This is a genomic window from Roseibium aggregatum, from assembly GCF_014692675.1.
GTDB lineage: Bacteria > Pseudomonadota > Alphaproteobacteria > Rhizobiales > Stappiaceae > Roseibium > Roseibium aggregatum_C.
The window spans coordinates 99,259-119,281 of record NZ_JABFCZ010000004.1; the positions used below are offsets into that span (position 1 = coordinate 99,259).

Genomic DNA, 20,023 nt, shown 5'->3' on the forward strand with positions numbered 1-20,023 from the left:
CACCGCTTTTAATCCGCAATTCTCGTTCTAACTTTAGGTCATGCGTCGATTCTTGAAAATCCTGGTCAGGACCCTGGCAGTCATCATCGTGCTGGTGGTCGCGGCCGTCGCTTTTGTCCACACCGGTCCGGGCGGCCGGCTGATTGCATATGTGGCGAACAGCACGCTCTCCGGACCCGATAAGACGGTCGAGCTCAGCCCGCCGATGCTCGGCTGGGGCGGAGACCTGCGCCTGGACAGCGTGCGCGTTTCCGATGCCGGCGGCCAATGGCTCCAGGTAACAGGCATCGATGCCCGGTGGCACCCGCTGGCCCTGCTGGGCGGTCGCCTGTCCATCGACCGGATCGACATCGACAGTGTGGCGGTGGACCGCAAGCCGGCACCTGCGGCGGCGGAAACGTCGCAGCAGACATCGTCGGGGTCCGTCCCCGCCCTTCCCATGGATGTGACCCTCGGCAAGCTCACTGTCCGTGACATCAGCCTGGGCGAGGATATTGCAGGCACGCCGGTGCGCCTGACAGCCGACGGATCCTTCGCCTTCGACGCCGCGACCAAGGGCCTTGAAGCAAAGACGAAGATCCGCCGTGACGATGACAAGGCGGGGCAGCTCACGGCCGACGTCGGCTACATGCCGGACGCCCAAACCCTGCGCCTGGATTTTTCCGCAAGCGAACCACGAGGCGGCCTGATGGCCCGGCTGCTCGACGTCAGCGAGTTGCCGGCTCTCGATGTCTCGCTGAAAGGAGACGGCCCGCTTCAGAACTGGGCGGCTGATCTCACCGTCGCCCTCGACGGCGTTCAGACTGTCACGGGACAGGCAGGCCTTGTGGAAACAAGAGCCAACGGAGCCCTTACCCGCCGCCTCGATTTCGACCTCGACGGCCAGCTCGAGCCCCTTGCGCCCGAGCCTGTCCGGCCCCTGTTTGCCGGTGCCACGAAGGCAAAGGGAACCCTGGCTTTCGACCAGGATTTCAAGCCGCAAAACCTGCGCGTGGACGCCGAGACTGCAGCTTTCACCCTGTCGGCGGATGGCCGGGAAACACCTGAAACGATTTCCGCCAATGTCTCGGCGCGGCTGAAAACACCTGTCTCGCTGACGGTCGGCGGCGATACGCTTTCCGCGTCGGAACTGAATTTGACGGCCACAGCGAGCGGCAAACCGGAAAGCGCCGACTGGAATGCGCAGATCACCGGACGGAACCTCGCCAGCCGCCACGGCACCATGGCATCGCTTAGCCTCACCGCCAGCGGCCAGGACGCCAACCTGGTCATGGAAACGCTGAAGGTCCCGGCAGCCCTCGACGTGGTCGCCGACATCAGCTCCGTCAGCGATCCGCGTTTCGAGCCGTTTACCGGCACGACCCGGGCAACCGCCGAGCTCGTTGCCGGAGCCGGAAACTGGGTCGACGTCAGGGCGCTCGCCATCAACAACCCGGCCCTGCAGGCCTCCGTGACCGGTCTATTCGCCCCCGAAGAAGCCAACGCCGACGTCAAGCTGACGCTCGCCGATCTTTCTGCCTTTGCAGACATCGCCGGGCGAAACCTTTCCGGTTCGATGTCGGCCGGCTTCAAGCTGGAGGCTGTGCCGCAGTCGGGATCCGCGACCGTGAAGATCGACGGCACCGGTATGGATCTCGCCCTCGGCGATCCCCGTGCCGACAAACTGCTGCAGGGACGCTCAACCCTGACCGGCACCCTCGCCAGGGACAAGGACGGCACCCTTTCGGCCGACGACCTGCATCTGGCATCCAAGGGGCTGGATCTGGCGATCACGGGAAAGTCCGATCTCAAGGAGATCGACGCGACGACCACCGCGACCCTGGCGAATCTCGCCCTGCTCGATCCCGCACTGACCGGAAGCGCAAATCTTGAAGCCTCCGCAAACGGCCCGATTGAAGCGCCCAAGGTCACCGCGAAACTGACAGCCAGGCAGCTTACCATGCAGGGCGAGCCGGTGCAGAACCTGGAAGCCTCCGCGGACCTGACGGCATCAGTGACCAAACCCGCCGGCACCATCGACATCGGCGCGACCTTCCGGGACCAGCCGCTTACCGGCCATGCCGGGTTTTCTTCAGATGAAACCGGCACCCGACGCATCGACGACATCCGGCTTGCGACCGGCCAGAGCCGGGTGACCGGCGCGCTCGCCCTCGATGCCGATGGTATACCTTCCGGTTCGCTGATAGTCGCCTTGCCGGACCTCGCCGAAATCGCGCCCCTGCTCCTGCAGAAGCTCGCCGGAGCGTTGAACGCGACCATCGACCTTTCCAGCGAAAGCGGCGTACCCGTTGCCCGCATCGAGGCTACCGGCCGGAAGATCGCCAGCAGCTCCGTGACCCTTGGGCAGGCCGACCTCAAGGCCACGGTCGCCGACTTCCTCAACACCCCGCATATCGGCGGCACGCTGACGGCCTCCAATCTCGTCGCTGGCGGCACGACGGTAGAACAGCTCACCGCCAAGGCCTCCGGCACCGCCGACGGCACCGACTTCGAGACCGACGCCCTTCTGGACGGCGGCAAGCTTTCGCTCGCCGGCCAGATCAGTCAGACGCCGGACGGCATCGCTGTGACCCTGAACAAGGCCAAGGGCCTTTACCAGGGACAGGAAACCAGCCTGGCATCGCCCGCGCGCATCGTCCTGCCGAACGACGGACCGATTGCCCTGGACAAGGTGACGCTGCTCCTTGGCTCCGGAAAGGCGACCATTGCCGGAACGGTCGGTGACAAGCTCGATGTCAAAGTCGGCCTGGACAAGATCCCCGCCGAACTCGCAGAACTGGCGACGCCCGGCATGCGGTTCGGCGGCACGATCACCGGCAAGGTGGATGTTACCGGAACAACCGCCTCCCCGGTCGCCGAATGGACCCTTGCCTGGAATGGCGTCGAAACCTCGGCGCTCTCAGGTCTTGGCCTGCCCGGTGCCGATCTCAAGAGCGACGGCCGTTTTTCCAACGCGACCGTCACTCATAAAAGCGTCCTCAGCGTCGGCACCGACGGCCGGTTGACCGCCGACGGTACGGTTCAGGTCGCAGGCTCCAAGGCCATGAACATGATGGTGACCGGCAACCTGCCCTTCGCCCTTGTCCAGCGCGCCCTCACCCAATCGGGACTTCGCCTCGACGGCGCCGCGACCGTTGACCTCAAGATCGGCGGAACCACCGCGAAGCCGACATTCGGCGGCCAGATCACCACCCGGGATGCCACCGCGGTCAGCCTGAACACCGGCCTGGTAGTCAAGTCGATCAACGCCACCGCGAAGATCGACACGACACGGGTCGAGATCACCAGCCTGACCGGCACGATCGGTGCAGGCGGTACGCTTTCCGCATCCGGCAGCATCGGACTGGGAGACAGCCTTCCGGCGGATCTCAACCTGAAAATCCAGGACGGCGTCTACACCGACGGCCGGATCGTCACGGCCAAGCTGGACGCCGACCTGACCCTGAGCGGGCCACTGGCCACGATGCCCAAGGTCGGCGGCAACATTCTCATCAAGCGGGCTGACATCACCATTCCGAGTTCACTGGCGACGACACTTGCCCCGGTCGAGGTCAAGCATATCAACGCGCCGCCCGATGTTGCCCGTCAGACAGCAGACCTGACTGCCGAAACCGGCAACACCTCTTCCGGCACCGGCGTCGCGCTCGACCTTGACGTCAACGCGCCGGGCCAGATCTTCGTGCGCGGCCGCGGTCTTCAGGTGGAACTCGGCGGCCGCATCGGGATTTCCGGCACGTCGGCCGATCCGGTCACCACCGGCGCCTTCACGCTGAGAAACGGCACTCTCACCCTCCTGTCCCGCCTGCTGACGCTGACCAAGGGCCAAATAACCTTCCTCGGCAGTTTCGATCCGCTGCTCGATTTTGCCGCAACCACGACCGCGAGCGGCACGACAATCACCGTCGGCATCGAGGGCAACGCCTCCGATCCCGAGGTCTCGTTCACCTCGTCGCCCGCCTATCCGCAGGAAGAAGTCCTGGCCCTCCTCCTCTTCGGCCAGAACCTCTCCAGCCTGTCGGCCGCACAGGTCGCGCAGCTTGCCGGCGCGGTGGCGACCCTGGGCGGTGCGAGCCCGCTGGAAAACCTGCGCAAGAGCCTCGGGGTCGATTCCTTCAACATCACGACCGACGAAGACAACAACACCACTGCGGAACTGAGCAAGCGGCTCGGCAACAAGGTCTCCGTTGGTGTGCAGCAGGGTACCCAGACGGGATCCAGCCGGGTCACCGTCGATATCGACGTTACCAAGCACCTGCGCGCCCGCGGCGAGGCGGGCGCGGACGGTTCGTCCAAGGCGGGGATCTTTTTCGAAAAGGAATACTGACCTTTCAGGCCAGGTGAGACGCGCTCACAGGAGGTTCCGTCCCGCGAGATTGCGCATCAGCACCCGTGCGCCGAAGGTCCATTCCGGACACTCGGTCGACAGACGCACCGTATTTTCAAGACAGCCGAACCCCGGCGCGGATATCCGCACCACATCGCCGAGCTTGTGGGTGAAGCCGCCGCCCGGCTCGTCCCGGTCTTTTGTCGGCGCAAACAGGGTTCCGAGGAACAGCACCAGCCCGTCCGGATACTGGTGGTGGCGGCCGATCGCCTGCGCCACCAGATCCTCCGGATCCCGGCTGATTTCCTTCATCGAGGAATGGCCGTCGAGCACGAAGCCGTCCTCGCCCGTGACCGTCAGCTCCAGTTCGGCTGCGCGCACATCGTCGAGGCTGAAGCTCCCATCAAACAGGCGGAACATCGGCCCGATGGCGCAGCTCGCATTGTTGTCCTTGGCCTTGGACAACAGCAGCGCCGAACGCCCCTCCACATCGCGTAAGTTGACATCGTTGCCGAGGGTCGCGCCGACGATCCGTCCGCGCGAGGAGACCGCCAGCACGATCTCAGGTTCCGGATTGTTCCATCTGGAAATCGGATGCAGCCCGACATCGGCGCCGGGCCCCATGGACGACAGCGCCTGCGCCTTGGAGAACACCTCCGCATCCGGCCCGATACCGACCTCCAGATACTGGCTCCACAGGCCCTCCGCAATCAGCGCCTCCTTGACCTTTGCCGCCTCTTCGGAACCTGCCTGGACATCGCGAAGCGAAACGCCGATCGCATTGCCGACGCGGTTTCGGATATTGAGCGCCTTCGCCGGGTCGCCTGCCGCCTTTTCCTCGATCACCCGTTCCACCATGGAAGAGGCGAACGTTACCCCGCAGGCCTTGACCGCCTGCAGGTCGCACGGGGCGAGGAAATGCGACCTCGACAGATCCCCCGGCCGGTTCGCCGCGATCTCGTCCAGCGCTCCGACGATGACACCCTTTGCGTCCCGCACATAGGCTGCCGGGTCCTCCATGTCGCAGATATCGGAAACGAGAGGGGCCGCCTTCGAGGTGATGTCCAGGACCATTCCATCCCGGATCGTGACGACGGACGGTCCCTCCGATGCCGGCGACCAGATACGCCCGACAAAGACCCCGTCCCTGTCCTGCTCATGCGGAAAGAAGGTCATTCAATTCTCCATAAAACGCATCCGGCCGGCTGCCGTAACCCGCATGATAACAGCGAGCGATACAGATCAGCGATGGCCTTGCCCCAATTGGTTGGACAAATAAACGTAATTCAAAGCGCTGGTCAACCGATTCAACTTAAAGAGGAATTTCTTTCTTCAGAAATTTAAATGCATTTATATGTCTGAATTTGGCGATTTTGCACCGCATCAGAACTGTAATGATCCAGAGTGTTGACAGGCTCGTTGAGCGGTCTTAGGAATCTTGGTCCAACAAATAGGCGGGATCGGGTCCAACCTGGCAGCAGGGTTTCGGGAATGGCGTTGAGTAGGGACGAAAGCATCGTGGCGCTGGGAAGAGCATCGGCAACCGATTCGGCCGTGGACACGGTGGTGCGCCAGATCCGCGAACTCATCGCGGAGGCCGGGCTTAAAGTCGGCGACAGCCTGCCCACCGAGCGCGAACTCTGCGCGCAATTCAATGCCAGCCGGAACACGGTGCGCGAGGCGATGCGCATCCTGAAGGCCTACGGCCTTGTGGACGTGCGTCCGAAAATCGGTGCGACCATCACCGACAATCGCATGTCCCGGGCCTTCGAGCTGTTTTCCTTCAACACCATGGAGGTGTCCCGCAAGACCTTCCAGGACGTTCAGGCGTTTCGCGATCTTCTTGAGGTCGGCTCTGTGGAACAGATCTTCGACCGGCTCAAGGATCGCGATCTCGACGACCTGCACCGGATCAACGGGCAACTGGCCGAAAATCACGACCTTCAGGAGGCGTCCGAGATCGATTTCGCTTTTCATGTGCGGCTCGTTTCGATCCTCGACAATGCCGCCATTCTGGATGTTTACAAGGTCATGAAGCCGATCATTCTGCGCATCATGCAGAAGGGCAAGACCCGGCGGACCTTCAAGACCGAAACCTTTTCCGAACATGAGGATGTGCTGGCTGCACTGAGCGCCCGGGACCGTCTCGGGTTTCAGTACCGGCTGCGCACCCACCTCATGACCGGGTTCAGGAATTTTAACGACGAGATGGAGGCAACGGCCTGACGGTCGCCGGCGGGCGGCCGATATCGGGACAGATTTGCAAACGCGGAAGCGGGCGGCGCCGGCCCCGCTGGAGGAAACCGCGAAACGGCGCGACACGTGGGAGGAATAGCGATGAAAGCACTACTGAAACTGTCAACGGCAGTGGCTGTGTTTGCCCTGTCTGCACATATGGCGCTCGCCGGTCCGAAAGCCGTTTCCGGTCCGGGCGCCGACCCGCAATGCTTCAAGCCGTGGTCGAACGAAACAAAATTCTTTCAATGGGATGCCAAACCCGGTCCCTATCGCATCGCCGTGGTCAACGGCTTTGTCGGCAACACCTGGCGCATCCAGATGATCAAGACCGCAAAGGCCTTCGCGGAAGATCCGGCAATCAAGGACAAGATCAAGGAGTTCAAGGTCGTCTCCACCGGCACCGATGCGCCGGCGCAGCTCGGCGCCATCGAGGACTTCATCAACCAGGGCTTCGACGCCATCGTCACCATCGCCGTCTCGCCTGACGGGTTCGACCGCGTCATCCGGCTCGCCGACAAGAACAACGTGGTCATCGTGCCCTTCGACAACGTTCTCGACACCGACAAGGTCATGCAGGTGAACGAGGACCAGCTGGCCATGGGCCGGACCTGGGCGGAATTCGTGCTCAAGGAACTGAAGGCGGAAGGCAAGACCTCCGGTAAGATCCTGGAAGTCCGGGGCCTTCCGGGCAACTCGGTCGACCGCGACCGGTCTATCGGTATCCATGAAGTCCTCGATGCGTCCGGGGGCAACTGGGAAGTGATCCAGGTGGTCGGCAACTGGGACGACGGCACCGCGCAGAAAGTCAGCGCCGATGCCATTGCAGTCCATGGCAAGTTTGACGCCGTGATCGCCCAGGGCGGCACGACCGGCGTGGTCCAGGCGCTCCTGGATGCGGAGCATCCGATGGTCCCGATCGCCGGGGAATCTGAAAACGGCTACCGCAAGCTGGTCGCCAAATACGCCGACAAGGGCCTGAAGGGCATCTCCATCGGGCAGTCGCCGGGACTGGTGGCTATCTCCATGAAGGCGGCCATCTCCGCACTGGAAGGCAACGTCATGCCGCAGCTCATCTCCGTGCCCCTGCCCGTTGCCGATTACACGGAACTCAAGGACGGCGTGAACTACTGGACGGACCTGCCGGACAACTTCTTCACCGTCAACGAATTCCCGCCCTGCGGCGTGAACATCTCCGGACCGGCGATTATGTCCCAGTCCGAAGCAGACGTGAAATAACAGGCGTCTTCGCCCTGCCCGGCCCCGGGGTCCTCCCCGGGGCCGTTCCTTCTCAAAGATCGGGAACCGGTTCTGAACCGGTGAGAACGCACGCATGAGCGACGCCATTGTCGAATATCGCGGCATTTCGAAATTCTTCGCCGGTATCCGGGCGCTGGAGAATGTCGACTTTGCCTGCTCCCCGGGCTCCATCCACGCCATCCTGGGTGAAAACGGGGCCGGAAAGTCCACCCTCATCAAGATCATGTCGGGCGTGCTCCAGCCCGATGCCGGCGAAATCCGCCTGGAGGGAAAGCCGGTCACCTTTCCAACGCCCGATGCCGCCAACCGCGCCGGCATCGTCTGCATGTTCCAGGAACTGTCGCTGATCCCCGACCTGTCGGTGGCCGACAACATTTCCATCTCCGATCCGCCGCGCCGGTTCGGCCTGATCGACAGCCGCGCCCAGATCGCCCGCGCCGAAGACCTGCTCGCCCGGGTCCGTTGCGAGGATGTCGATCCGCGCTCGCTGGTACGTGAACTCTCACTGTCGCGCCGCCAGATGGTGGAAATCGCCAAGGCGCTCGGGCGCAAACCGAAGGTGCTGATCCTCGACGAGGCCACCTCGGCGCTCACGTCCCGCGACGTCCAGACCGTCTATGACCTGCTGGCGGAGCTGAAGGACGAAGGCGTGGCGAGCCTGTTCATTTCCCACCGGATGCATGAGGTGGACGCGCTGTGCGATACCCTGGCCGTCTTCCGAAACGGCCAGCACATCGAAACCTTCGCCAAGGGCGAAAAAAGCGAGCGCGAGATCGTCCACCTGATGATCGGCCGCGATGTCGAGGCGCAGTTCCCGCCCAAGCCGCCGCTCAAGTCTCCGGAGGAACGCGGCAAGCCCCTGTTGAAGGTCCAGGGTCTCAAGTGGGAGACCAAGCTGAACGGCGTCGACCTCTCCGTCTGCCGGGGCGAGATCGTCGGCCTGGGCGGCCTCGACGGCCAGGGCCAGAAGGAGTTGCTGCTCGCTTTATTCGGCGCGCTCCGCGATGTCGACGGCGAGGTCACCATCGGTAACCGCAAGGGAATCCCCTCCTCTCCGGCCGGCGCCAAGTCGGCGGCGACGCGCATGGCGCTCGTGCCGGAAGACCGCAAGACCGAAGGCCTGATGCTCGGCATGCCGATCTCCGACAACCTGCTCGCCGCCTCTTACGGGAAAATATCGCGTGGGCCGTTCATCGACCCGGCCCTTGCCCGCCACGCCGTCGAGGACGGCCTGAAAAAACTCCAGATCAAGATCGGATCGGCAAGCGATCCGGTCATGACGCTCTCCGGCGGCAACCAGCAGAAGGTCGTCATCGCCAAATGGCTGATGATCGATCCCGACATTATCCTGCTCAACGATCCGACCCGTGGCATCGATGTGGGCACCAAGCAGGAGATCTACCGGCTGATGCGCGAGCTTGCAAACGAAGGCAAGGCGATCCTCTTCTACTCGTCCGACTACGCCGAACTGATCGGCTGCTGCGACCGGGTCTCGGTCCTCTACGGCGGCCGGGTCGTCAGCGAACAGGAGGGCGATGACATCACCGAGGAAAGCCTGGTCGCCGCCTCCCTCAACATCGATGTCGAGGCGGCATGATGCGCGGTACGAACTTGAAAAGATGGCTGCTGCAAAACGTCGGCTTCGGCACGGCACTTCTGCTTCTGGCCGTTTTGTACATCAGCTACAACATGATGCACCCGCGGGGGTTTTCTTCCGCCGTGGCGGTCCAGAACGCAAACGAGACGGCGGCCATCGCCTTCGTCGCCATGGCCCAGACCCTGCCCGTGCTTCTGGGCGGGCTCGACTTGTCCGTCGGTGCCGTCATGACGCTTACGAGCTGCATTGCCTCGCACCTGGTCAGCGGCTCGCCGGCCCAGATCCTGCTCGGCATGGTGCTGACCCTGCTGTCGGGAACCGCCTTCGGCCTGATGAACGGCCTGATCGTGGTCTACGGCCGCATCCAGCCGATTATCGCCACCCTGGCCACCGGCGCGGTCGCCGTCGGCCTTGCCCTTCTGGTGCGCCCCAAGCCGGGCGGCGATGTCGACGGCGATCTCAACTGGGCGCTGACCAACTCCGTCTTCGATTTCGCCGACACCTATGGCCTTGCTGACGGCGGCAATGCCTGGTGGCTGCGCCCCATTGCGAACGTGCCCGTCCCCGTCATCCTGGTGGCGCTGATTGCCATCCTCGTCTGGGTGCCGTTCCGCCGCTCGGTCACAGGGCGGACGGTCTACGCCATCGGTTCGGCGGAAGGCCCGGCCTTCATGTCCGGTCTGCCGATCCACCGCGCCAAGATCGCGGCCTTCACCATGGGCGGGTTCTTCGCCGCCTGCGGCGGTCTTTATCTCGCGATCCAGACATCATCGGGCAATGCCGACATCCAGCAGGCCGGCGCCTACACGCTGAATTCGATCGCCGCCGTGGTGCTCGGCGGCACGTCCCTGCTCGGCGGTATCGGCAGCGCCATCGGCAGCATCGTCGGCGCCATGATCCTGCGCGTCATCTCGTTCTATTTCCGCATCCTCGACATCGATCCGCTGCTGCAGCCGCTGATCGAGGGGGTTGTCCTGCTTGTCGCCGTCTCCTTCGGTGCGTTCCGCACGCTGAGGGTGAAGAACAAGCTCGATCTGTTCAGGTAGGCTCGTCATGCGCATCTCCATCTCGGCCGAAAACCGCCCCATCGCGATCGCGTCGCTGTTCATCGTCGTGATCCTGCTGGCGGGCACCGCCTATACCCTTTCGACGACCGGCACCGCGCCGCTCTTGTCACCGCGATACCTGCTGCAGTTGCTGCAGACCGGCTCCTTCCTCGGCATCTGCGCTGCGGGCATGATGATGGTGATCCTGCTCGGCCATATCGACCTGTCGATCCCCTGGACCCTGACCGCGGCCGCGATGACCGCTACCGCCGTCGGCGGCGACATGGCCCTGCCGACAGCGCTTGCGGTCGGGCTTGCCGTCGGCCTTTTGAACGGTTTCGGTGTCGCGTATCTGCGCATCCCGTCCATGATCTTCACCCTCGGGGTCGATACGGTCCTGCGCGGGCTGATGGTGGCGCAGACCGGGGGCTTCGCGCCGCAGGATTCCGCGACGCCGCTGATGCTGTTTCTGGCCAAGGACCGCCTGCTCGGCATCCCGGTGGCGATCTTCGTCTGGGCGGCCGTCTCCATCGTCATTGCGGTGATCCTGACCAGAACCGGTTTCGGCCGGTCGATCTATGCCACCGGGTCGCGCGAGGGGGCGGCGTTTCTGTCCGGCATCCGCACACGGTTCGTCATTGTCGGCGCCTTCGTCATGTCCAGCCTGTGCGCTTCACTGGCGGGCGTTCTCCTGACCGGCTATTCCGCCAAGGCCTATCAGGGCATGGGCAATGCCTTCCTGCTGCCGGCGATCGCCGCCGTCGTTCTCGGCGGAACCCATATCCTCGGCGGGCGCGGACGCTATTCCGGCACGCTGGTCGGCGTGATCCTGATCGTCCTGCTGAATTCCGTGCTGTCGATCATGCAGATGCCGGAAGCCGGCCGGCAGATCATCTATGGCGCCGTCATCATCGGCATGCTGCTCGTCTATGGCCGCAACCAGCGCGTCACGTCATAAGGGAGGAAACGATGCCCGGAGAACTCTACGACATCCGCGACGACCGTTTCGCCAAACTGATCCATCGCAACGCCGGGATGGACACGCTTTGGACCGGCGGCCGCTGGACCGAGGGCCCGGCCTATTTCGCCGCCGGCCGCTACCTGATCTGGTCGGACATTCCCAACGACCGGATCCTGCGCTGGGACGAGATGAACGGCGAGGTCTCCACCTTCGAACAGCCGTGCCGCAACCACAACGGCCACACGGTCGACGGGCAAGGCCGGCTGATCGCCTGCGAGCATCGGGGGCGCTGCGTCAGCCGTTACGAGATCGATGGCACGAAGACGATCCTTGCCGACAGCTACGACGGCAAGCCGCTCAACTCCCCCAACGACGTGGTCGTGAAATCGGACGGATCGGTCTGGTTCACCGATCCCTCCTACGGCATTGACAGCGACTATGAGGGCGATGCCGCGCCGATGGAACAGGACGGCCGCCATGTCTACCGGATCGCCCCCGACGGCGGCATCACCCGCGTCATCGACGACATGAAACAGCCGAACGGCCTGGCCTTTTCCGCCGATGAAACCACGCTTTACGTGGCCGACACGGGCAAGACCCACTTTCCCGATTGCGAGCCGAAGATCCGCAAGTACCCGGTTTCGGCGGACGGCAAATCCGTCGGTCCGGGCGCGGATTTCATTTTTTGCGACACCCGCCTTTTCGACGGCTTTCGCCTGGACACCAAAGGCAACATCTGGTCGTCGGCCGGCGACGGCATCCACTGCTTTGCCGCCGACGGCACCCTGATCGGCAAGATCCGGATCGACGAGGTCGTCTCCAACCTCTGCTTCGGCGGCCCCAAACGCAACCGCCTGTTCATCTGCGCGACGACGTCGCTACGGGCGATCTATGTCAACGCCCGCGGGCTGTAAGGATAACCGGTTTCAAGCCCAGAAAATTTTATTTTCAGACGGAATCAGCCCCCTGACACCCCTCTCCCCCTCAAGGGGGGAGAGCACAGCAAGGGGCATGAGCGTTCCAACGCTAAGAGGCCTTCTAGGCCTTCGTGATCTTCGCCGTCGCCTCGATTTCCACCAGGGCCTCGTCCTCGATCAGATCGGCGACGACGAGCATGGACATGGCCGGGAAATGGCGGCCGAAGACGCGGCGGTAGGCTTCGCCGACCTCGCGCTGGTGGGCCATATATTCCTTCTTGTCCTTCACGAACCAGGTCATGCGCACCACATCGGCTGCCGTTCCGCCTGCCGCCTCGACGATGTCGAGAATGTTGCGCAACACCTGCTCCATCTGGCCGATGAAGTCCTTGGCGACGAACACCTGGTCCTTGTTCCAGCCGATCTGGCCGCCGGTATAGAGCGTTCCGTCCTCGGTCAGCACCCCGTTGGCATAGCCCTTGGCTTGCACCCAGCCGTCCGGTTGAATGATCTGATGGGTCATGTCTGGCCTTTCATGAATTCTTCTTATGTCGCGCGGCCAGCCGCCGCGCCGTGTTAATCCGCCTTCAGCTTGAACCGCTGGATCTTGCCCGTTTCCGTCTTCGGCAGGGCGTCGGTGAAGACGATCGAGCGCGGGTACTTGTAGGGCGCGATCTTCGCCTTCACGTGGGCCTGCAGCTCTTCCGTGGTCTTCTCGTCCGGCTCGTAGCCTTCGGCCAGCACCACATGGGCCTGGACGATATGGCCGCGGGCATCGTCCGGTGCGCCGATCACGGCGCATTCGGCAACCGCCGGGTGGGCAAGCAAGGCCGCCTCGACTTCCGGTCCGGCGATGTTGTAGCCGGCGGAAATAATCATGTCGTCGTTGCGCGCGGCGAAGTGGAAGTAGCCGTCCTCGTCCTCGGAGAAGCTGTCGCCGGTGACGTTCCAGCCGTCCATGACGTAGTTCTTCTGCCGGTCGTCGTTGAGATAGCGGCAGCCCGTTGGCCCGCGCACAGCCAACCGGCCGACGGTGCCTTTCGGCACCTCGTTGCCGTCCTCGCCGATCACCTTCGCCTCGTAGCCGGTCACCGGCTTGCCGGTACAGGCCGGCCGGTGATCGGTGAAGCGGTTGGAGATGAAGATATGCAGCATCTCGGTCGCGCCGATGCCGTCGAGCATCGGCTTGCCGGTCTTTGCCTGCCAGGCGTCATAGACCGGCGCCGGCAGCGTCTCGCCGGCCGAAACCGCGGCGCGCAGGCTGGAGAGGTCCGCGCCGTCCTCCATCGCCTGTAGCATCACCCGGTAGGCGGTCGGCGCGGTGAAACAAACGGTCGCGCGGTACTTCTCGATGATCTCGATCATGTTCTGCGGCGTGGCGCTTTCCAGAAGCGTCGCCGCGGCACCGAAGCGCAGCGGGAAGATCGCAAGCCCGCCAAGCCCGAAGGTAAAAGCAAGCGGCGGCGAGCCGATGAAGATGTCCTCCGGCGTCACGCCCAGGACTTCCTTGGCATAGCCGTCGGCGATGATCAGAAGATCCCGGTGGAAATGCATCGTCGCCTTCGGAGTGCCCGTCGAACCGGAGGTGAAGCCCAGCAGCGCCACATCGTCCCGTCCGGTCGGCACCGGCTCGAAGCGTACGGACTTTTCCAGTGCCAGCCGGTCGAGCTCGGCGTCGTGGTTGGACGTGCCGTCGAAGCCGACGACCCGCTTCAGGAACGGGCTGTCCTTGGCGCAGAGGTCCATTTCCTCCATCAGGCGCGTGTCGCACAGGGCGAACTGGATTTCCGCCTTTTCGACGTACTTGGTCAGTTCACCCGCCCGCAGCATCGGCATGGTGTTGACCACCACCGCACCCGCCTTGGTCGCGGCCAGCCAGCAGGCGACCATGGCCGGGTTGTTGGCGGAGCGGATCAGGACCCGGTTGCCGGGTTTCACGCCCAGGTCGTCGACCAGCACATTGGCCAGACGGTTGGTCCAGTCGGCCAGTTCCTTGTAGGTCCGCCGCCGTCCGTTGCCGATCAGGGCGGTATGATCGCCGAAGCCCTTGGCCACCATGCCGTCGGTCAGTTCGACGCCCGCATTCAGCCGCTCCGGATATTCGAAACCGTCGAGCAGGAAATCCGGCCAGAGGTTTTCGGGCGGGAGGTTGTCCCTCGAAAACGTATCAACATGAGCAGAAGGGCTTAGCATCACGATCCTCCTTGGAATGCGGAAAGAGCCTGCCGTGCAATGACGACGCGCTGAACATCGGAAGCGCCTTCGTAGATGCGAAGGGCCCGGATTTCTCGGTAGAGCTTTTCGACGGTTTCGCCCGACTTCACCCCGTCCCCGCCGTGGAGTTGCACCGCCTTGTCGATCACGGCCTGGGCCTGGTCGGTGGCGAAGAGCTTGGCCATGGCGGCCTCACGGGTGACACGGGGCGCGCCGCTGTCCTTGGTCCAGGCGGCGCGGTAGACGAGCAGCGCGCTGGCGTCCACATCCAGCGCCATGTCGGCGATATGTCCCTGCACCATCTGCAGGTCGAAGAGCGGCGCACCCTGGACCTGGCGCGTGGTGACCCGGGAAAGCGCCTCGTCCAGCGCGCGCCGGGCAAAGCCGAGCGCGGCGGCGGCGACCGAAGCGCGGAAGACGTCGAGCACGGACATGGCGATCCGGAACCCCTGCCCCGGTTCGCCGAGCATCGCGGAAGCGGGAATGCGGCAATCGGTAAAGCGCAGCGTGGCCAGCGGATGCGGTGCGATGGTCTCCAGCCGTTCCACCACCTCGAAGCCCGGCAACCCCGCCGGAAGGATGAACGCCGACAGGCCTTTTGCACCCGGCGCCTCGCCGGTGCGGGCGAACAGGGTGTAGACATCGGCAATGCCGCCGTTGGAAATCCAGGTCTTCTCGCCGTTCAGAACGTAGCTGTCGCCGTCGCGGGTGGCGGTCATGGTCGAATTGGCGACGTCGGAGCCGGACTGCGGTTCGGTCAGGGCAAAGGCGGAGATGGCCTCACCGGACCGGGTCTTAGGCAACCACTCGGCCTTCTGCCCGGGCGTTCCGAACAGGGAGATCGCCCCGGTGCCCAGCCCCTGCATGGCGAAGGCGAAATCCGCAAGGCCGTCGTGACGCGCCAGGGTCTCGCGCATCAGGCAGAGCGTGCGCACGTCGAGCCGGCCGTCTTCGGCGCCGGTATGCTGCAGGAAACCGGCCTCGCCCATTGCGGCGACCAGCGCCTGGCAGGCGGCATCCGTATCCGAATGATCGATCGCAGCAAGCTTTGCTCCGGCCCAGGCATCGGCCTGTTCCGCGAGCATGCGGTGCCGGTTCTCGAAGAACGGCCAGTTCAGGAAGCTGCGGTCAGCCATCTCAGTCTCCCTCGAACACCGGCTTCTGCTTGGCGACGAAGGCCTCGTAGGCCCGGCGGAAGTCGTTGCCCTGCATGCAGATCGCCTGAGCCTGGGCTTCGGCTTCGATCGCCTGTTCCAGCGTCATGGACCATTCCTGCGCCAGCATGGTCTTGGTCATGGAATTGGCGAAGGTCGGTCCGGCAACGATCCGGCTTGCGAAGTCCATCGCGGTTTCTTCCAGTGCTGCCGCATCGACGACCCGGTTGAAGAAGCCCCAGTTCAGACCTTCCTCGGCACTCATGGAGCGGCCCAGATAGAGAAGTTCCGACGCGCGGCCCTGACCGATGATCCGGGGCAGGATCGCGCAGGCGCCCATGTCGCAGCCGGCAAGGCCGACCCGGTTGAACAGGAAGGCGACCTTTGCCTCAGGCGTCGCGACACGCAGGTCCGACGCCATGGCCAGGATCGCGCCGGCACCGGCACAGATACCGTCGACGGCGGAGACGATCGGCTTTCCGCAACCGATCATCGCTTTGACCAGATCCCCGGTCATCCGGGTGAAGGCGAGCAGTTCCTTCATGTTCATGCGCGTCAGCGGACCGATGATGTCGTGGACATCGCCGCCGGAACTGAAATTGCCGCCGTTGGGCAGGATCACCACCGCGTGGACGTCATCGGCGTAATGCAGGTCGCGGAACCAGTCGCGCATCTCCGCATAGCTATCGAAGGTCAGCGGGTTTTTCCGTTCCGGACGGTCGAGCGAAATCCGGGCGATGCCGCCGTCGATCTCGCATTTGAAATGGCTCACATCACTCCGCATTGGCTGCGCTCCCCGATTTTTCGTCTTTTTCGGCAGGGTGAAGCACCGCCTCCAGCAAATCGCTCAGGGTCTCGATCTGCTCGGGGCCGAACTCTCCCAGCATTTCGTTGATCCAGCCTTCGTGCTCGGCGGCCAGTTCGGCAAAGGCTTTAGAACCGGCGGCTGTCAGCTTGACCCGGTTGGCCCGCCGGTCGCCGGGAACGGCCAGACGCAAGGCATGGCCGTCTTCGACAAGGCGTTCGACTATGCCGGTGACGTTTCCGTTCGAAACCTTCAGCAGGGTCGAAATCTCGCTCATCTTCAGCCCCTCGGGGCTGCGCGCCAGCGCCGACATGACATCGAAACGCGGCAGGGTCGATCCGAACTGGTCGCGAAGCCGGCGGCGCAGTTCCGCTTCGATGGCGGACGAGGTCTTGAGCAGTTTCAGCCAGAGCCTCAACCGGTCCTTCGACAGGGAAGATGGGGGCGTGCTTTTCATTAAATCTCTCCTCCGGTCAGGCTGAGGGCGTGGCCGTTGACCGACCTGGCCGCGTCCGAACACAGCCAGAGCGCGGTTCCGGCAACTTCGTCCGGCTGGATGAAACGGTCCTGCGGATTGCCGGCCCGCAACTGGGCCGCAGCCTCTTCCGCGCTCATGCCGGTCTTGGCGACAATGTTGTCGATCGACCGCTGCAGCATCGGCGTTTCGACATAGCCGGGGCAGATCGCATTGACGGTGATGCCGGTCTTCGCCAGTTCCTGGGCCAGCGACCGGGTCAGCCCGACCACCCCGTGCTTGGCCGCGCAATAGGCACTGACATACGCGAAACCCTTCAGGCCGGCGGTCGAGGCAACGGCGACCATCCGCCCCCAGCCGGCCGCCTTCATGTCGGCGAGCGCGGCCTGCCAGCAATTGACCACCCCGCCCAGATTGACGGCCAGCATGGAATTGAGCATCTCCGGCGTCATTTTCGCGAACGGAACGCTTTCCGCAGCCCCCGCATTGGCGACCACGACGCTGACCGGCCCGCGGGCGGCGCGTGCCGCGTCAAAGGCGGCAAAGACCGCGTCCCGGTCGGTCACGTCACAGGTCTCGTAGGGCAGTTCTTGCGCGGCAAGGGGCGCTTCGGAACGCCCCATGATCGTGACCGTGGCGCCGGCGGATGCGAAGGCCTGCGCAGTTGCAGCCCCGACGCCGGTTCCGCCTCCCGTCACAACAACATGTTTTCCAGCGAGAGCCGTCATACCTTGTCTACCGTTTCCGCTTCCCGGTCGGCCAGCCGCCAGAGCTGGTCCCGACCGGCCAGATAGGGCAGTGGCCAATCGGGCGCGTTCCGGTCGCCGATCTTGGCCGCTTCATGCAGCGTCCAGTAGGGATCGGACAGATGCGGACGTCCGACGGCCACCAGATCCGCGCGGCCTGCGAGCAGGATCGAGTTGGCGTGATCCGCCTCGTAGATGTTGCCGACCGCCATGGTGCGGATGCCCGCATCGTTTCGGATCCGGTCGGAGAACGGCGTCTGGAACATGCGGCCGTAAACCGGTTTCGCATCGATTGAGGTCTGACCGGCGGACACGTCGATCAGGTCGGCACCGGCCTGCCAGAACAGGCGCGCGATTTCCACCGCCTCTTCCGGCGTGACGCCCTCGTCGCCGACCCAGTCATTAGCCGAGATACGCACCGACATCGGCTTTTCCCGGGGCCAGACGGCGCGCATGGCGGCAAACACCTCCAGCGGATAGCGCATGCGGTTTTCCAGGCTGCCGCCGTACTCGTCGGTGCGCCGGTTGGACGTCGGTGAAATGAACGAGGAAATGAGATAGCCGTGGGCGGCGTGCAGCTCGATCATGTCGAAACCGGCCCGTTCGGCCATCTGCGCAGAAGCCACGAACTCGGCCTTCACCTGGTCCATTTCGGCCCGGGTGATTTCCCGCGGCGTGTCGTTCTGCTCCGACCACGGAATGGCGGACGCGGAAACCAGTTCCCAGTTGCCGTGGGCGAGAGGCTTGTCCATTCCCTCCCAGCCGATATTGGTCGAGCCCTTGCGGCCGGAATGGCCGATCTGGCAGCAGATCCGGGCATCGGTCTCGCCATGAACGAAATCGGTCAGCCGTTTCCAGGCCGCCTCGTGCTCCGGCGCATAAAGCCCGGGACAGCCCGGCGTGATCCGGCCCTCGGCGCTGACGCAGGTCATTTCCGTATAGACAAGCCCGGCGCCGCCCTTGGCGTGCTCGCCGTAATGAATGAAATGCCAGTCGGTCGGGCAGCCGTCGACCGCCTTGTACTGGGCCATCGGCGAGACGACGATGCGGCTCTTCAGCTCCATCTCGCGCAGCTTGAACGGCGCGAACATGGGCGCGCGCGTCGGTGCGGTCGCCGGTGCGCCCGCCTGATCCAGGAACCAGCGTTCCGCCGAGGCCAGCCACTTCGGGTCGCGCAGGCGCAGGTTTTCGTGGCTGATGCGCTGGGACCGGGTGAGCAGGGAATAGTTGAACTGGACCGGGTCCAGATCGAGATAGCGCTCGACCTCCTCGAACCACTCCAGCGAATTGCGCGCGGCGGACTGCAGCCGCAGCACTTCCAGCCGCCGTTCTTCCTGATACCGGCTGAACGCAGCCTGCATGTCCGGTTCGGAATGGAGATAGTCGGCAAGCGCGATCGCACTGTCGAACGCCAGACGAGAGCCTGAGCCGATGGAAAAATGCGCCGTTGCCGAGGCATCGCCCAGAAGCACGATATTGTCGTGATACCAGCGCTCGCACAGCACCCGCGGGAAATTCATCCAGACGGCGGAGCCGCGCAGATGCGCCGCATTGGACATGAGTTCGTGACCGCCCAGATGATCGGCGAAGATTTCCTCGCAGGTGCTTATGATCTCTTCCTTGGACATGCCTTCGAAACCGAAGTTGTTCCAGGTGTCCTCGGAGCATTCCACGATGAAGGTCGCCGTATCGGCATCGAACTGGTAGACATGCGCCCAGATCCAGCCGTGCTCCGTCTTCTCGAAGATGAAGGTGAAGGCGTCGTTGAATTTCTGGTGCGTGCCGAGCCAGATGAACTTGCACTTGCGAATGTCGATCTGCGGCTTGAAAAATTCTTCGTACTGAGTGCGGACCCGGGAGTTGATGCCGTCGCAGGCGACCACAAGGTCATACTCCTTACGATATTCCTCCACATCGTCGAATTCGGTCTCGAAGCGCAGGTCGACCCCGAGTTCCCGCGCCCGTTCCTGCAGCAGGATCAGCATCTTCTTGCGGCCGATGCCGGCAAAGCCATGGCCGCCGGAGACGGTGCGCACGCCCTTGTGGACGACGGCGATATCGTCCCAATAGGCGAAGTTGCCGCGGATCGCTTCGGCGCTCTTCGGATCGTTCTTCTGGAGGTTTTCCAGCGCATCGTCGGAGAGCACTACGCCCCAGCCGAACGTATCGTTGGCGCGGTTGCGCTCGATCACGACGATCTCATGCGACGGATCCCGAAGCTTCATCGAGATCGCAAAGTAGAGCCCGGCCGGCCCGCCTCCCAGACACGCTATCCGCACGGCGACAATC

General features: G+C 63.8%; 15 protein-coding genes. 7 read left to right on the forward strand and 8 right to left on the reverse strand.

The annotated features are described in order from the left end of the window. Positions 1-40 precede the first annotated feature (40 nt). Positions 41-4,324, forward strand: coding sequence for a translocation/assembly module TamB domain-containing protein (locus HK439_RS04120; protein WP_190290107.1), 4,284 nt, complete (start codon positions 41-43; stop codon positions 4,322-4,324). A 24-nt stretch (positions 4,325-4,348) separates the two neighbouring features. On the opposite strand, the gene HK439_RS04125 is transcribed toward HK439_RS04120, so the two are convergent. Then, positions 4,349-5,500 (reverse strand): fumarylacetoacetate hydrolase family protein, encoded by a 1,152-nt coding sequence (locus HK439_RS04125; protein WP_190290108.1) that lies wholly within the window; start codon positions 5,498-5,500, stop codon positions 4,349-4,351. A gap of 321 nt (positions 5,501-5,821) precedes the next feature. Between HK439_RS04125 and HK439_RS04130 the strand changes: the two genes are divergently transcribed. The 6 genes from HK439_RS04130 (at position 5,822) to HK439_RS04155 (ending at position 12,337) form a co-directional block, all read left to right on the forward strand. Beyond that, positions 5,822-6,550: a FadR/GntR family transcriptional regulator gene (locus HK439_RS04130; protein WP_190290109.1), complete on the forward strand. Its 729-nt coding sequence runs from the start codon at positions 5,822-5,824 to the stop codon at positions 6,548-6,550. A gap of 111 nt (positions 6,551-6,661) precedes the next feature. Beyond that, positions 6,662-7,798: a sugar ABC transporter substrate-binding protein gene (locus HK439_RS04135; protein ID WP_190290110.1), complete on the forward strand. Its 1,137-nt coding sequence runs from the start codon at positions 6,662-6,664 to the stop codon at positions 7,796-7,798. Positions 7,799-7,892: 94 nt separating this feature from the next. Beyond that, positions 7,893-9,416, forward strand: a complete 1,524-nt coding sequence (locus HK439_RS04140; protein WP_190290111.1) for a sugar ABC transporter ATP-binding protein — start codon at positions 7,893-7,895, stop codon at positions 9,414-9,416. After that, positions 9,416-10,462: an ABC transporter permease gene (locus tag HK439_RS04145; RefSeq protein WP_235987581.1), complete on the forward strand. Its 1,047-nt coding sequence runs from the start codon at positions 9,416-9,418 to the stop codon at positions 10,460-10,462. The genes HK439_RS04140 and HK439_RS04145 overlap by 1 nt, the downstream gene beginning before the upstream one ends. Positions 10,463-10,469: 7 nt before the next feature. After that, positions 10,470-11,420 (forward strand): ABC transporter permease, encoded by a 951-nt coding sequence (locus HK439_RS04150; RefSeq protein ID WP_190290113.1) that lies wholly within the window; start codon positions 10,470-10,472, stop codon positions 11,418-11,420. Between the two features lie 11 nt (positions 11,421-11,431). Further along, on the forward strand, positions 11,432-12,337 hold the full coding sequence (locus HK439_RS04155) for an SMP-30/gluconolactonase/LRE family protein (protein WP_190290114.1): 906 nt from the start codon (positions 11,432-11,434) through the stop codon (positions 12,335-12,337). Between the two features lie 124 nt (positions 12,338-12,461). On the opposite strand, the gene HK439_RS04160 is transcribed toward HK439_RS04155, so the two are convergent. Genes HK439_RS04160 through HK439_RS04190 form a run of 7 tightly spaced genes read right to left on the reverse strand, consistent with a single transcriptional unit; the run spans position 12,462 to position 20,013 of the window. After that, entirely contained in the window at positions 12,462-12,863 is a 402-nt protein-coding gene (locus HK439_RS04160) for a RidA family protein (protein ID WP_190290115.1), read from the reverse strand. 53 nt (positions 12,864-12,916) lie between these two features. Then, positions 12,917-14,533, reverse strand: a complete 1,617-nt coding sequence (locus HK439_RS04165; protein WP_190290116.1) for a benzoate-CoA ligase family protein — start codon at positions 14,531-14,533, stop codon at positions 12,917-12,919. Continuing rightward, positions 14,533-15,690, reverse strand: coding sequence for an acyl-CoA dehydrogenase family protein (locus HK439_RS04170; protein ID WP_190290117.1), 1,158 nt, complete (start codon positions 15,688-15,690; stop codon positions 14,533-14,535). Before HK439_RS04170 ends, HK439_RS04165 begins: the two co-directional genes overlap by 1 nt. Before the next feature lies 1 nt (position 15,691). After that, the gene (locus HK439_RS04175) at positions 15,692-16,492 is read right to left on the reverse strand and encodes an enoyl-CoA hydratase family protein (RefSeq protein ID WP_190290118.1); all 801 of its coding nucleotides are present in this window, start codon (positions 16,490-16,492) and stop codon (positions 15,692-15,694) included. Next, positions 16,482-16,970, reverse strand: coding sequence for a MarR family winged helix-turn-helix transcriptional regulator (locus HK439_RS04180; RefSeq protein WP_190290119.1), 489 nt, complete (start codon positions 16,968-16,970; stop codon positions 16,482-16,484). Before HK439_RS04180 ends, HK439_RS04175 begins: the two co-directional genes overlap by 11 nt. Continuing rightward, entirely contained in the window at positions 16,970-17,716 is a 747-nt protein-coding gene (locus tag HK439_RS04185; protein ID WP_190290120.1) for an SDR family NAD(P)-dependent oxidoreductase, read from the reverse strand. Before HK439_RS04185 ends, HK439_RS04180 begins: the two co-directional genes overlap by 1 nt. Beyond that, positions 17,713-20,013: a bifunctional salicylyl-CoA 5-hydroxylase/oxidoreductase gene (locus HK439_RS04190; protein ID WP_190290121.1), complete on the reverse strand. Its 2,301-nt coding sequence runs from the start codon at positions 20,011-20,013 to the stop codon at positions 17,713-17,715. Before HK439_RS04190 ends, HK439_RS04185 begins: the two co-directional genes overlap by 4 nt. Positions 20,014-20,023 lie beyond the last annotated feature (10 nt).

Excerpts from the sequence above, each read along its gene's own strand:
- HK439_RS04165 (WP_190290116.1), bottom strand. The coding sequence starts at position 14,533 with ATGCTAAGCCCTTCTGCTCATGTTGATACGTTTTCGAGGGACAACCTC.
- HK439_RS04125 (WP_190290108.1), bottom strand. The coding sequence starts at position 5,500 with ATGACCTTCTTTCCGCATGAGCAGGACAGGGACGGGGTCTTTGTCGGG.
- HK439_RS04155 (WP_190290114.1), top strand. The coding sequence starts at position 11,432 with ATGCCCGGAGAACTCTACGACATCCGCGACGACCGTTTCGCCAAACTG.
- HK439_RS04160 (WP_190290115.1), bottom strand. The coding sequence starts at position 12,863 with ATGACCCATCAGATCATTCAACCGGACGGCTGGGTGCAAGCCAAGGGC.
- HK439_RS04140 (WP_190290111.1), top strand. The coding sequence starts at position 7,893 with ATGAGCGACGCCATTGTCGAATATCGCGGCATTTCGAAATTCTTCGCC.
- HK439_RS04180 (WP_190290119.1), bottom strand. The coding sequence starts at position 16,970 with ATGAAAAGCACGCCCCCATCTTCCCTGTCGAAGGACCGGTTGAGGCTC.
- HK439_RS04175 (WP_190290118.1), bottom strand. The coding sequence starts at position 16,492 with ATGCGGAGTGATGTGAGCCATTTCAAATGCGAGATCGACGGCGGCATC.
- HK439_RS04150 (WP_190290113.1), top strand. The coding sequence starts at position 10,470 with ATGCGCATCTCCATCTCGGCCGAAAACCGCCCCATCGCGATCGCGTCG.
- HK439_RS04170 (WP_190290117.1), bottom strand. The coding sequence starts at position 15,690 with ATGGCTGACCGCAGCTTCCTGAACTGGCCGTTCTTCGAGAACCGGCAC.
- HK439_RS04145 (WP_235987581.1), top strand. The coding sequence starts at position 9,416 with ATGCGCGGTACGAACTTGAAAAGATGGCTGCTGCAAAACGTCGGCTTC.
- HK439_RS04120 (WP_190290107.1), top strand. The coding sequence starts at position 41 with ATGCGTCGATTCTTGAAAATCCTGGTCAGGACCCTGGCAGTCATCATC.
- HK439_RS04185 (WP_190290120.1), bottom strand. The coding sequence starts at position 17,716 with ATGACGGCTCTCGCTGGAAAACATGTTGTTGTGACGGGAGGCGGAACC.
- HK439_RS04135 (WP_190290110.1), top strand. The coding sequence starts at position 6,662 with ATGAAAGCACTACTGAAACTGTCAACGGCAGTGGCTGTGTTTGCCCTG.